The 12,422-nt window shown below is 61.6% G+C and carries 14 protein-coding genes; 9 read left to right on the forward strand and 5 right to left on the reverse strand.

Going from position 1 to position 12,422, the window contains the following annotated elements; translation table 11 throughout:
* Nucleotides 1–748: 748 nt before the first annotated feature.
* Both O9Z63_RS20040 and O9Z63_RS20045 read right to left on the reverse strand, forming a co-directional pair.
* On the reverse strand, nucleotides 749–1,285 hold the full coding sequence (locus tag O9Z63_RS20040; RefSeq protein WP_270129454.1) for a YceI family protein: 537 nt from the start codon (nucleotides 1,283–1,285) through the stop codon (nucleotides 749–751).
* 142 nt (nucleotides 1,286–1,427) lie between these two features.
* Nucleotides 1,428–2,477: an RNA-guided endonuclease InsQ/TnpB family protein gene (locus O9Z63_RS20045; RefSeq protein WP_270129456.1), complete on the reverse strand. Its 1,050-nt coding sequence runs from the start codon at nucleotides 2,475–2,477 to the stop codon at nucleotides 1,428–1,430.
* Between the two features lie 37 nt (nucleotides 2,478–2,514).
* On the opposite strand from O9Z63_RS20045, the gene O9Z63_RS20050 reads away from it, so the two are divergent.
* Nucleotides 2,515–2,700 (forward strand): hypothetical protein, encoded by a 186-nt coding sequence (locus tag O9Z63_RS20050; protein WP_270129457.1) that lies wholly within the window; start codon nucleotides 2,515–2,517, stop codon nucleotides 2,698–2,700.
* 93 nt (nucleotides 2,701–2,793) lie between these two features.
* Here O9Z63_RS20050 and O9Z63_RS20055 read toward each other — a convergent pair whose 3' ends face one another.
* On the reverse strand, nucleotides 2,794–2,916 hold the full coding sequence (locus O9Z63_RS20055) for a hypothetical protein (protein ID WP_270129458.1): 123 nt from the start codon (nucleotides 2,914–2,916) through the stop codon (nucleotides 2,794–2,796).
* Between the two features lie 362 nt (nucleotides 2,917–3,278).
* Here O9Z63_RS20055 and O9Z63_RS20060 point away from each other — a divergent pair, with 362 nt between their 5' ends.
* The 4 genes from O9Z63_RS20060 (at nucleotide 3,279) to O9Z63_RS20075 (ending at nucleotide 6,114) form a co-directional block, all read left to right on the forward strand.
* Nucleotides 3,279–4,022: a ParA family protein gene (locus O9Z63_RS20060; RefSeq protein ID WP_044018010.1), complete on the forward strand. Its 744-nt coding sequence runs from the start codon at nucleotides 3,279–3,281 to the stop codon at nucleotides 4,020–4,022.
* Nucleotides 4,023–4,034: 12 nt separating this feature from the next.
* Nucleotides 4,035–4,664 (forward strand): hypothetical protein, encoded by a 630-nt coding sequence (locus O9Z63_RS20065; RefSeq protein WP_270129460.1) that lies wholly within the window; start codon nucleotides 4,035–4,037, stop codon nucleotides 4,662–4,664.
* A gap of 390 nt (nucleotides 4,665–5,054) precedes the next feature.
* On the forward strand, nucleotides 5,055–5,624 hold the full coding sequence (locus O9Z63_RS20070; RefSeq protein ID WP_270129462.1) for a TetR/AcrR family transcriptional regulator: 570 nt from the start codon (nucleotides 5,055–5,057) through the stop codon (nucleotides 5,622–5,624).
* Between the two features lie 55 nt (nucleotides 5,625–5,679).
* Entirely contained in the window at nucleotides 5,680–6,114 is a 435-nt protein-coding gene (locus tag O9Z63_RS20075; RefSeq protein ID WP_270129463.1) for a hypothetical protein, read from the forward strand.
* A gap of 38 nt (nucleotides 6,115–6,152) precedes the next feature.
* Here the strand turns inward: O9Z63_RS20075 and O9Z63_RS20080 are convergent, their stop codons facing one another.
* Together O9Z63_RS20080 and O9Z63_RS20085 are read right to left on the reverse strand one after the other, a co-directional pair.
* Nucleotides 6,153–6,530, reverse strand: a complete 378-nt coding sequence (locus tag O9Z63_RS20080) for a cupredoxin domain-containing protein (protein WP_270129465.1) — start codon at nucleotides 6,528–6,530, stop codon at nucleotides 6,153–6,155.
* 6 nt (nucleotides 6,531–6,536) lie between these two features.
* Nucleotides 6,537–8,810 carry a heavy metal translocating P-type ATPase gene (locus O9Z63_RS20085; protein WP_270129468.1) on the reverse strand — a complete coding sequence of 758 codons (2,274 nt, stop codon included), beginning with the start codon at nucleotides 8,808–8,810 and terminating at the stop codon, nucleotides 6,537–6,539.
* 374 nt (nucleotides 8,811–9,184) lie between these two features.
* Between O9Z63_RS20085 and O9Z63_RS20090 the strand changes: the two genes are divergently transcribed.
* The 4 genes from O9Z63_RS20090 to O9Z63_RS20105 all read left to right on the forward strand — a co-directional run bounded on the left by O9Z63_RS20090 (nucleotide 9,185) and on the right by O9Z63_RS20105 (nucleotide 12,397).
* Nucleotides 9,185–9,661 carry a hypothetical protein gene (locus O9Z63_RS20090; protein WP_270129470.1) on the forward strand — a complete coding sequence of 159 codons (477 nt, stop codon included), beginning with the start codon at nucleotides 9,185–9,187 and terminating at the stop codon, nucleotides 9,659–9,661.
* Between the two features lie 308 nt (nucleotides 9,662–9,969).
* A complete protein-coding gene (locus O9Z63_RS20095; RefSeq protein WP_270129472.1) occupies nucleotides 9,970–10,917 on the forward strand; it encodes a heavy metal-binding domain-containing protein in 948 nt (315 codons plus the stop codon).
* A gap of 130 nt (nucleotides 10,918–11,047) precedes the next feature.
* Entirely contained in the window at nucleotides 11,048–11,773 is a 726-nt protein-coding gene (locus tag O9Z63_RS20100; protein WP_270129473.1) for a DUF305 domain-containing protein, read from the forward strand.
* A gap of 72 nt (nucleotides 11,774–11,845) precedes the next feature.
* On the forward strand, nucleotides 11,846–12,397 hold the full coding sequence (locus O9Z63_RS20105) for a heavy metal-binding domain-containing protein (protein ID WP_270129474.1): 552 nt from the start codon (nucleotides 11,846–11,848) through the stop codon (nucleotides 12,395–12,397).
* The last annotated feature ends 25 nt before the right edge of the window (nucleotides 12,398–12,422 follow it).

Raw genomic sequence — 12,422 nt, forward strand, 5'->3', positions numbered from 1 at the left:
GATAATACAGATAATACAGATAATACAGATAATACAGATAATACGATTCTTATATCCGCTTTTTGTATTACCAGTATTGCTTGTATTATGCGTGTTACCCGTGTTATTGATATTATGTATGTTATGCGTTTCAAAGCAGGGCAGGCGAAATGTATGTCTGGTAACACCTGTAATATCGGTCACACGAATAACACCAGAACTCGCTTCCAGGGGCCCAGGTAGACCATGCCGGTAGCTTTGGGGAAGCCTGCCTATCAGTTTCAGCAGGCCACTTCAGCAGCATGATGGGGCGCCAATCGGAAGTTTGTGAGATGACCTGCGTGGGGCGGCTTCGCGAGCATAAGAACGTCACCGTCGCGGCGCCAGGGTAGGCCACACCCCAGGATGCCAGGTGGCAAGGCAAACAATGCCGAGTAACTGACAGCGTTGTTTCACAAGAATATATAGCTGAAAAGCAGATGCTTAAGCTAGTAAGCGCACGATAATGTTACCTGGTAACATCAATAATACCAGAGCGCCCGTCACGGCATCAGTAGGCGGGGCGGGCAGAGGATATCACAGACCGGAAACCGGCTAAACGAATGTTGGCGGCGAGCTGCGCAACGTGGGAAGCAGCTTGTTTTGTGGCCTGTTAGTTTGGGGCTACCAGATGCTGTGTGGTGCAGCTGGTTTGTCGCCGGCTTTTCCCGGAGCGGCCTGGGAACGATTTCGCCCGGCTGGCCCTGAAAATACCCGGTAAGGCGCTACCCTAGCGCCTCACCGGGACCCGCAGCATGACGTCGAGCTCCTCGCCGACAGTGAAGCCCAGCGCGTTGCCGTTGATGCCGAAGTCTCTGCGGTTCACCTTGAACTGGCCGGTGAACACGCCTTTGTCTCCTTGCTGGCTGAACTGAAACGGAATGGTCACTGGCTTCTTTACGCCGTGCAGGGTCAGGTCGCCGCGCACGGCATAGCCGCTGCCGACGCGGGTGAAGGCCGTCGACTGAAAATAGATTTTTGGATAGGTCGCCACGTCGAACCAGTCTTCTCCGCGGGCATGCTTGTCTTTCAGAGAGTTTCCCGTTTTGATGGTGGCTGCGTCCACCGTCACGCGCATGGAGGCGCTGCTCAGCTCAGCCGGGTTGTAGGTGATGGTGCCCGTCAGGCCCGTGAAGGTGCCTTCAGCCCGGCTACCCGCAAACCTGATGGTGTAGTTGGGGTCGAGGTTCCAGCTGCTGACCAGCAGCCCGGCAATAGGGGCGAGCAGTAGCGCGGCTTTGGCCATCACGGGACGTAGAAGAAACATGGGCGGAGAAGGAAGGAGAAACCAGAGAAAAAAAGGACGGGACTGAAAACCCCAGGTGCCAGCAAGGCAGCAGCCGGTCGGGTAGCCCGTGCGGCAAATCGAGTGACTGGAAAACGAACACCGGATTGACATCCTCTCCCGCCTAAAGGCAGGGAGATTCCCTTTGGCGCTGGATGTCCCCAGCGGAACGCAGGATATTTGCCGCAGCATTCTGGTCCCGGTTGTGTTCCGTTCCACAGGTGCTACAGCCCCACGTTCTTACCCCCAACGCGCTTAGTCCACTCGGACCCGTCCTTTCGGAACAGACCGAGCAAGTCACGGTGGAGAAAGATTCGTTGACTTCGAGGTACGTGATGCCGAGTCGTAGGCTCTTGTAGGAAAGCATCGTTTTGAAGTCTGCCCAACCGGCGTCTGACACCGATTTAGCCATTGTTGTCTTTTTGAGTTTGGAACTACTCACATTGCCCACCACCAATACGTCGTACTCATTGGTCAGCAGCGTGGTTTGCTTGTGGTTCCAGTCTTTGCGCTTGTTCTTAATCTTGGCGTGAATCCGCGTTACCTGCTTTTTCTTGCGGGCACGTTGCGCCGTGGCAAGCTGCACTTCAAAGGTGCGCGTCAGGCTTTCGCGTGTGAGTTCTACACCGTCTGAGAGCGTTGCCAGCGTTTTCAACCCGAGGTCGATACCGGCTTGCTTGCCAGTTGGCGCACGTTCGGGCGTGAGGTCTTCACAGACGAAGTTCACGTACCAGCGCCCTTGCGCATCTTCGGCAAACGAGCCGAAGCGCACCTTGCCGGGCAATGGACGCGAAGACCAGAAGCGGAACGTATGCCCGTTGTACGTTACGCTATCGGCGCTAACCTTCACGCCCACGGCTTTGAACGGTATCCAACCGAGGCTACGCTTGCGGCTACGCCAGTTGAGTTTCGGGCGCTTGAACTGCTTGCCACACTTGGCGTATTCATCCACTACGGCTTGCACCGTTTGGCTATGCAAGCCCAGCTCTTTACCAACGCCAGCGGTCAACTTATGCAGGTCGAAGGCAGAAAGCAGCTTGCGGCGAAACGACCACTGATAGGCATTGCGCTCGTTGCAGTAGTTCCAGATATCGTTACACGCCCAGCCCAGCTTGCGCAGGCGAACCCGGCAAGCTGAATCTTTGAGGCGGAAACGATACGTGGTGAGTTTCATTTGATAAACATACGAAACAACATACTATATTTGCAACATGAGCAAGCAAAAACCACCCTATCAAGTGCGTATGTCGGATGAACTCTATGCTCTTGCGCAAGCCAAAGCGAAAGCCCTTGGCATCTCATTTGCCGCCTACGTGCGCCTGTTAATCGCCAAAGACAGCAACGATTCAGTTCACGTTTCCCATCCCCTGCCTAAAGGCGAGGGGCTTTCAACTTAGCGTAACCTGAGCAATGGCCGTCTGTTTGGCATAGCACCTGCCGGCGCCTCATCCGTCGCAGGAAGAGAGGGCCGGCATGCTTGCGGAGCATCTTCAGGGCAATATGTAGATCAGCCCCAGGACGGCCAGGTCGTGGAAGCGGTGGTAGGTGATGGCGTCGCGCTCATGCTTGCTACCACCCCGCCGGGCCGGATAACTGTGCCAGGAGCGAGACAAAGCGCGACAGGAGGGAGGGGCACACTGAATGCTGTGACAAAAATCGGCTTTGAACTCAAGGCCGACACGGGCAGTGAGTTCGGAGACTGCGACTGCCCCATATTTCTTGATGCACGCCATACTCTTGTGCCTTCTGCGCGGGCGCTACGAACGCCCGGACGACCCGCACTGGGTCTTCACCAAGCAGGCCTGCGCCCTCGTTACCCTCAAGACCTGCTTGCGGTTTTGCTGGAAAATCTGAAGCACGAGGTAATCTAGAGCACATATAGTAACACTAGTAACATAAATAATACGGATAACCCGATGCGCATGAGTAACACTATATTCATGGATAACTTCGATAACCTTCGTAATATTGGCCCATGGCTAAAATCATTGCACTGAGCAACCAGAAAGGGGGCGTTGGTAAAACCACTTCCACCGTGAACATCGGCGCCGGCCTGGCCCGTGCCGGCCATAAGGTGGTGCTGATTGACCTGGACCCGCAGATCAACCTGACGCGCGGCCTGCGCCTCGACCATTCCGAAAACAATATCTACGGCGCCCTGCTAGGCGAATATGCGTTCCGGGCCCAGCCGCTGCAGCCCAACCTGGCCGTGGTGCCCGGGGCCCCGGCTTTGTCGAGCTTCGACAAGGTGAAGGGTGACGAGCTGGACCGCGAGTACCTGCTCAAGGACCTGCTCACGCCCATCCTCGACAAGTGCGACTTTATTCTGCTGGACTGCCCGCCGGCCCTGGGGCTGATTACGCTCAACGCCTACGCCTGCGCCGACTCGCTGCTGATTCCGCTGGAGGCGCAACTCTACGCTACCGACGGCCTGGAAAAGGTGCTGGAGCTGGTCTCGCGGGTACAGCGCCGCCTCAACCCGACCCTGAAGATTGACGGCATCTTCTTCACCCGCTTCGACGGCCGCAAGATTCTGCGGCGCGAAACGGCCGAAGCCATCCGCGAGAAATACCCCGAGCTGGTGCTGCGCAACGTCATCCGCGAAACCATCGGGCTGGGGGAGGCCCCCCACCTGGGCCAGGACATCTTCTCCTACGCCCCCAACAGCTCCGGCGCTACCGACTACCAGCAGCTCATTGCCGAAATCCTCACCCGCTAACCTTCCTTCCGCATGGCCAAGTCCTTCAAGCAGCTGTCCTCCGGCACCGCCCAGCCCACTAAACGCACCTCGGAAATAGACCTGCTCGACTTCCTGGAGCAGGACCGCCAGACCACCGCGGCCACCCCGGAGCCAGCCGTGGCCGCAGCACCTGCCGCCGCACCTGTTACGGATAGCTCCGGCAGCACCGCCCCGGCCAAACCCGGCCGCCGCCCGGCCGCCGCTCCAGCTGCTCCGGAAGCTGCCGCGCCTGCCCGCAAGGCCCCCGGCCGCCCGAAGGCCGTCGCGCCGGCCCGGCCGACGCCGGTTACCGAAAGTGCCGATGTTACAGATGTTACTAGTGTTACTGCTGCCACAACAGTTGCCGAAGCAGCTGTTGGCACGGCGGCGACCGGTGTGGAGGAAGCGTCCGACAGCGACGTGCGGCAGACCTTCGTGCTGAGCCGGCAGTACCTGGAGAAGCTGAAAAACTTTGTGCACACCCAGCGCATGGGCGGCCAGTACGACTTCACCCAGAAGCAGGCCCTGCACCAGGCCCTGGACCTGCTGTTTGATAACGCCGAGATTGAGGAGCGCCCGCTGCAGATCCGGCAGAAAGAGGAAGTGCGGCGCCAGCAGATCCGCAAGGGGCGGGGCCGGTAGGGGAGGGGTTTGCCTGTCTGGCCGGCCGGAGCTGTACCGCTGTGTGGGCTGCATCCATTCAAAGTCACTGGAGTTGCCGCGGAGTCGGATTCCCATGAAGTGGATTATCCCGTAGGATTGGCTGGGAGCCGTTGAAAGCCGGCCACGAGGTCAGCAGGATTCGGCCCACCATTCCCAGGCATGTTTCGCCGGCAACGGTCAGGAGCCGGCCAGCATCGACATCATGCCCCGAAGCCGGAATTTGCCGGGCTTTTCGCCAAGCTCTGAACCGGCTCCGGTACAATGCGCTTGCCCTGACTGACCGGCATCCGTTAGCGGGAGAAGGGCAGCAGGCGAGGCAGGGCGCCACCCATGGCCCGCCCGGCGGCAGGAATTCCCTATGTTCGACACATGAAAGAAGACCCCACGGCCATCTGGCTGCAGACGGGCTACGCCCTGTTTGCAGCCACCGGCCCCGACGGCCTGAAAGTGGAGGTGCTGGCCCGCAAGGTGGGCATCAGCAAGTCCTCGTTTTACCACCATTTCGCTGATTTGGAGGTGTTCACCCGGCAGCTGCTGCGCTACCACGTCGGGCAGGCGCGGCTGCTGGCCCGGCGCGAGGCGGCGTGTGAGAGCCTTGACCCCGGCCTGATTACGGTGCTGCTGGAACACAGCACGGACCTGCTGTTTCAGAGGCAGCTGCGGGTGCACCGCCGGCACGGCCTCTATGCCGAGTGCCTGGTAGAGGCTTCGGGGCCGGCGGCTGAAGCGTTTCTGGCCCTCTGGGCGCGGGAGCTGCCCCCGCACCTGACGCCCCACCTGCTGGGCGGGGTGTTTCAACTGGCCCTGGAAAACTTCTACCTGCAGCTGACCGACGCCACGCTGACCCGCGAGTGGCTCTCGGCCTACTTCCGTCAACTTACGCAACTGGTGCGCACGCTCAGCGCGGGCGGGGCGCCCACATTGGACGGTAGCGGCTAAAATCCGCGCCGGCGGGGCCTTACCTATGTGGCGGATTCACCAATTCAGCCCCATTATGCCGCATTATTTCAGCTCACACAGATTTCACCGGTTCTGGCTTAAAGTCACCGCGCTGGTAGTCGGCTCGTTCGGGCCGGTATTCACGCTGGGCACGCGGGCGGCCACGGCCGGCCCCGCCCGCTTTACACTAGACCTGCTAAGCTGGCCTCTGGATGGCAGCAGCACCTTTGCGGCCCCCGACACCCGCTTTCTGTCGGCCCTGACGGGTGGCTTTCTGGCCGGCTGGGGCGTGATGATCTGGCTGCTAGCCGGGCGCGTCTACGATCAGGCGCCGGAGGACGTGCGCAAAGCAGTGCTCGGAGGCGTGCTCACTTGGTTTGTGCTGGACAGCGCCGGCTCGGTGGCCTCGGGCAACCCATCCAACGCGGGCTTCAACGTGCTGGTGCTGCTGCTGGCCGTGGGCCCGCTCTGGCGGCCGGCCCGCACCTGAGCGTGGCGGGCAGGCCGCCAGAGCAGCGGGGCCGGCACTCACTTCACTACCAGACGGCCGCGCAGCATGCCCATGCCGCAGGTAAACGCAAACGTGCCCGCCTGCTGGGGCAGCAGCTCTACCAATGTGGTTTTGAAGGCCGGCAGGTCGCGGCGGATGCTGAAGTCGGGGAGCAGCAGCTCCTCGGAACAGCTGTTTTCCTCGTCGCGGTAAAAGCTTAGCTGCACGGGCTTGCCGCGCTCCACCTCAATTACGTCGGGCGAGTAGCCGCCTTTCACGGTGATATCCACCTGCTGCACGCCGCCGGAGGACGATACGGCGCTGGTCGTCGGGCGGGCGGAGAGGAAGAAGTACCAGACCACGAAGGCGGCCAGGGCCAGCCCCACCAGGGTTACAATGATTTCGGTAGTATCCATGGGTGGTTAGGACGGGAGAGGGGAGAAGCCGCGCAGGCGCAGTGAGTTGGTGAGCACCGATACCGAGCTCAGGGCCATGGCCCCGGCCGCCAGCATGGGTGAAAGGAGGATGCCAAAGAAAGGATACAGCAGCCCGGCGGCAATGGGAATGCCCAGCGTGTTGTAGATAAAGGCGAAAAACAGGTTCTGCTTGATGGTGCGAATCGTCTGGCGCGACAGATCGATGGCCGTCACCACACCTTGCAGGTCGGAGCGCATCAAGGTGATGCCGGCCGCCTCCATGGCCACGTCGGTGCCGCCGCCCATGGCCAGGCCAATGTCGGCCTGCGCCAGGGCCGGCGCGTCGTTGATACCGTCGCCGACCATGGCCACCGTCCGGCCCTCGGCTTGAAGCTCCTTCACCTTGCCAGCCTTGTCGGCAGGAAGCACCTCGGCGAAGTAACGCGCGATGCCCACCTGTTGGGCGACCTGGGCCGCGGTCTGGGGGGTGTCGCCGGTCATCATCACCACTTCCAGGCCCATGGCCTGCAGGCGTTTGATGGCGGTGGCCGAGGTTTCGCGCACGGTATCGGCTACGCCAATCACGCCGGCCGCCTGGCCCGCTACTGCCACGTAGAGCACCGTTTTGGCCTGGGCCAGCAGGGCATCGGCGGCCTGGCGCACGGCGGGAGGCAGGGAGATGCCGGCTTCTTCGAGCAGGCGGAAGTTGCCGATGAGCACGGGCTGGCTGTTTACCACCGCCTGCGCGCCTTTGCCTTCGATGGCCTGAAAACCCGCGGCCGCAATAACGCTGGCTTCCTGGGCCTCGGCGTAGCGCACCACGGCTGCGGCCAGCGGATGCTCGCTCTGCCGCTCTACTGCCGCTACAACTTGCAGCAGCGCGCCCGCATCCTGCCCGGGGGCCGGCACGAAGTCTGTCACGGCGGGCTCCCCGCGGGTGATGGTGCCGGTTTTGTCGAGCAGGACGGTGTCTACTTGGTGGGCTTTTTCCAGCGCCTCGGCGTTGCGGATGAGCACGCCGTGCTCGGCGCCTTTGCCGGTGCTGACCATGATGGCCGTGGGCGTGGCCAAGCCCAGCGCGCAGGGACAGGCAATGATGAGCACGGCCACAAAGTTGACCAGCGCCAGCGGCAGGCGGCTTTCCACCGGGGCCAGATCAAACCAGAGCACGAACGTGAGGATGGCAATGACGACCACCGTGGGAACGAATACGGCACTCACCTTATCGGCCAGCCGTTGGATGGGCGCGCGACTGCCCTGGGCGTCTTCCACCAGCTTTACAATCTGAGAAAGTAGGGTGTCGGCACCTACTTTGGTGACGCGGAAGCGGAAGGAGCCGGTTTTGTTGAGCGTGGCCCCGAACACCAGGTCGCCGCCGCGCTTTTCCACCGGCAGACTTTCGCCGGTGAGCATGGCCTCGTCCACAGCCGAGTGGCCTTCCTCGATCAGGCCGTCGGTGGCGACCTTCTCGCCCGGCCGCACCAGGATGATGTCGTTCAGCTGCACCTGCTCGATGGGCACGTCCACTTCCTGGCCGCCGGGGCGCACTACGCGGGCGGTTTTGGCCTGCAAACCCATCAGAGCCTTAATGGCGGCCGAGGTCTGGGTTTTGGCCCGCAGCTCCAGTAGCTTGCCAAGCAGAATCAGGGCAATGATGGTGGCGGTGGTATCGTAATACACCTCGGGCATGATGCCCTGGCGCGTAAACCAGCCCGGCACCACCGTGGCGGCCAGACTGTAGAGGAACGCGGCGCCGGTGCCCACGGCAATGAGTGTATCCATGTTGGCGGCCCGGTGCCGGAAGCCGTTCCAAGCCGAGACATAGAACTCGCGGCCACTGTAGAGCAGCACCGGCAGCGTGAGCAGCAGAAGGCCGTAGTTCAGCACCTGCATGTTCATCTGCTGCATCAGCGCGGGCCAGAGCATGAGCATACTCAGCGGCATGATGAGGACGGCCAGGCCCGCCGCCACCCAGAAGCGGCGCTTGAGCTTGCCGTAAGCCACGGCTTTCTGCTGGTCGATTTCCGCCTGCCGGTCGGCGGCCGAGGTGTCGGGGTCGCGCTCTGTTACGCCGTAGCCGGCCTTCACTACTGCTTCTTTCAGCGTGGCCGGGCTGGCTTGCGTGGGCAGGTAGTCGATGGTGGCCTTTTCGGTGGCGAAGTTGACCACGGCCCGCTGCACGCCCGGCGTGCGGGTCAGGGACTTCTCGACAAACGACGCACAGGAGGCACAGGTCATGCCTTCGATGTCGAGGGTTTCCGTTTTGGTGGTTGGTTCCATAAAAGTCAGTAGGAGGGGCAACGGTGCCGGCCGGCGGAATCCGCCAGCCCCCGCAAACACTCTGCAAAGGAACGGCGCTCCGGACCCGTAGTTGGTACGGAATCCATCCGGAAACATGCATAATTTGCACTTGAGCCCGGCAGGCCGGGTTTACAGAATCCGGCTGAACTCATGCATAATTTCGCTGGCTAATGGCCCGGCGGCGGCTGGTGGCACTCGCCGGAAATCCCCGCCGGGCAACGCACGCCAGCTTTTTGCCGACGGACCGGCGGCATCGGCAGACCATAGTAAAACCCTTAGGGTGGAATGATAGTAAGCAGCAGCACCGCACTTTTCGTGCAGATGTCTAGTTTTGCAGTTGCTTGGCGCCTGTTATGTTCCGTAGTCTGTTCCCTTTCCGCCGTTTGCTGGCGACGAGCTTCCTGCTCGTCTTCGTCAACGTGTTCGTGGGGCAGTGCTACTGCGCGAGCCTGAAGGCGGCCCCCGTGGCTTCCAACGTAACAGCGCCGGCAGCGGCCAGGTCCACCCACCCCGGCTGCCACGGCCACGCCACGGCTACCGCCCGGCAGAAGCCGGCGAAAGCCTGTCACGGCCAGGCCGGCTCCCATCCGGCCGGCAAGCACGACTGCTGCAAGGATAAGTCTGCTACGCTGCTCAAGTCGTTGGCCGCACCCGCCGAAAAGCAGCTGCTTACGCCCGCGCCGGCGGTGCTGCCCGCTGGTAACGACTTCTTTTTCCGGCCGGCCGCCGGCCGGTGGGACCGTGCCCACGCGGTGGTCCTGGTGTTGCGCGAGCACCTGCCGCCCAAAATCCCCGACATCCGGATCTTCATTCAGTCCCTGACGGTCTGATTGGTTAACGTACTCTAGGCTCGCCCCGGTATAGCACTGCTATGGCCGGTGGCGAGCCTTTGCGTGTGCGTATGCGCTGGCAGCTAATGCGCGCCTAATTGCCCTTGTCTATCTGATTCAGATGCTCGGTCCGTAGCGCCGCGGACCGCCAGCTGGTTCTTCGCTTGCTTGCCGGACGCGGTTTGCCGCCTGCTTTGCGGGCCTGCCTGCAACGATGATTGCTGCCTGCTTTGGCAGTGGCCCCAAGCTCAAATTCCCGGTTAGCTGCTTCGCAGATGACCGGATGTTCAACTCCCAACCTTTGCTGTATGTTCCGCTTCCCTCTTTCCTTGCTGGCCCTCGCCAGCCTGCTCACCGCTACCAACTGCTCCTCCGATTCGGCCTCCAGCAGCGCCACCGATACCGTCACGACGCCCACCAACGGCCCGGCCGCAGGCACCGCCGACCACGCCGGCGGCCACACTTACGCCTGCCCCATGCACCCCGAGGTGACCAGCACCAAGGACGGCGAGAAGTGCTCCAAGTGCGGCATGAAGCTGGAGCACAACGACGCCGTTTCCAATGGCAAAACCTACGAAATGAAGCTGGTGCCCACGCCCATGCAGGTGACGGCCGGCCAGCCCGCCACCCTGGCTTTTACGCCCCGCGAAACCGGCAACGAATCGGCGCCCGTGCCCTTGGCCGTGGTGCACGAGAAGAAGATTCACCTCATTATCGTGAGCAAGGACCTGGGCCAATTCTACCACGAGCACCCCGAGTACACGGCGGCCGGCGACTACAAAGTGCAGTACGCCTTCCCGAAGGGCGGCGACTACGTGCTGTTTCAGGATTACACACCCGCCGGCTCGGGCCACCAGCTGGGCCGCCAGCCGCTCACGGTAGCAGGTCCGGCCTACGTGCCCGTCAAGTTTAAAAACGACGATATGCAGTGGGAAAAGGATGGCTACCAGGCCACGCTTTCCTTCGATAAGGACCTGAAAGTGGGTCAGCTGCTGGGCATGAAAATCAACATCAGCAAAGACGGGCAGCCGGTAACGGACCTGGCCAACTATCTCGGGGCGCTGGGCCACGTGGTGGTTATCAGCGAAGACACCGAGAACTACCTGCACGTACACCCCAACGACCAGGCCGACAAGGGCCCCAACATAGGCTTCAACACCAACTTCGAGAAGCCCGGCCTCTACCGCGTGTTCCTGCAGTTCAACCACGCGGGCAAAATCCACACCGGCGACTTCACCATCAACGTGAAGGCCTAGTACCCATTTTTCACTTGAGTTGTCAGTTGTTCGTTATCAGTTGTTAGTTGTCAGGCCTCTACTAAAAAACTGACTAACAACTGACAACGAGCAACTGACAACTAATAACCACCTACTTACCACGCAACTCATGAATACCTCCGCCTTTCTGCTCGCCGCCCTCTGCGCCGGCTCCCTGCTGACGACCAGCTGCAACAACGATAACGCCGCTGACACCACGGCGACGACCACCGAAACCACTACCGCCGCCGACGGGGCGCACGATATGGCCGGCATGGACCACGCGGGCATGGACCACGGCAGCGCGGCCCCGGCCGGCAGCTCGCCGCAGCTGGTGGCCATGAACGAGATGATGCAGAAGATGCACGCCACCAAGCCCAAGGGCAACACCGACCACGACTTTGCCCACCACATGCTGGAGCACCACAAAGGCGCGGTGGTAATGGCCGACCTTCAGCTGCGCGACGGCAAAGACGCCACTATGCGCCGCATGGCCGAGCAGATCAAAGCCGACCAGCAACGGGAAATTGCTGAACTGGAGGCCGCCGCCACCCGCCTCGATATCGCCCCCACCAACTACCAGCCCAACAACCCCGCCGACCCGTTCACCAGCAAAATGAAGGCCTCTATGGACGGCATGATGCAGAATATGCCCAAGACAGTGGCCGACCCCGACATGAACTTCAATATGCTCATGACTGTGCACCATCAGAGCGCCGTGGACATGGCCAAGGCCGAGCTGGCCCACGGCAAAGACACCAAGCTCAAGGAGCTGGCTCAGCAGATTATTACTACCCAGGAAAAGGAAATAGCCGACTTCAAAGCTTGGCACAACCAGAACGCCGACAAGATGTAAGCCCCCGGCCGGCCCCGCCGCTGGCGCGGGGCCGGCCGCCTCATTCACCCACCCCTCGTACCCGGTTTTTTTATGAGGATTTCCTCCGTTCTCGCCTCGGCCCTGCTGCTGGCTACTCCCCTCTCCATCGTTGCCCAGCATAGTTATACGCCCGGCACGGCCGCCCACGGCCATAAGGCTGCCGGCGAAACCCACGCCCACGCTTCTCCCCACGGCGGCACGGTGCGCACGGCCGGCAAGTACCACCTGGAGCTGGTGCAGCAGGCCGGCCAGCTGCAGGTGTATCTGCTCGATGACAACGAGAAGACGCTGCCCGTAACCCGCGCCACCGGCACGGCCATGCTGCTGAGCGCGGCGGGCAAAACCAGCTCGGTTAAGCTGCTTCCCACCGGCAACCATTTGGTAGCCGCCGTCCCCGCCGGCCTCACGTTGCGCACGGCCATCGTCAGCCTCAACGCCAACGGCAGCTCGCTCAGCGCCCGGTTTGAAAAGATTGATTCAAAAGCGAAAGCCGGTAAAGTTGCCGCTGCTGCTTATGCCTGCCTCATGAACTGCGAAGGCAGTGCCAGCACCAATCCCGGCAGCTGCCCCAAGTGCGGCATGGCCCTCGTGAAAAAGTCGTAGGCGGGCGCCGTTTGGGCCGCTGCCT

It is taken from the genome of Hymenobacter yonginensis (assembly GCF_027625995.1).
Taxonomy (GTDB): domain Bacteria; phylum Bacteroidota; class Bacteroidia; order Cytophagales; family Hymenobacteraceae; genus Hymenobacter; species Hymenobacter yonginensis.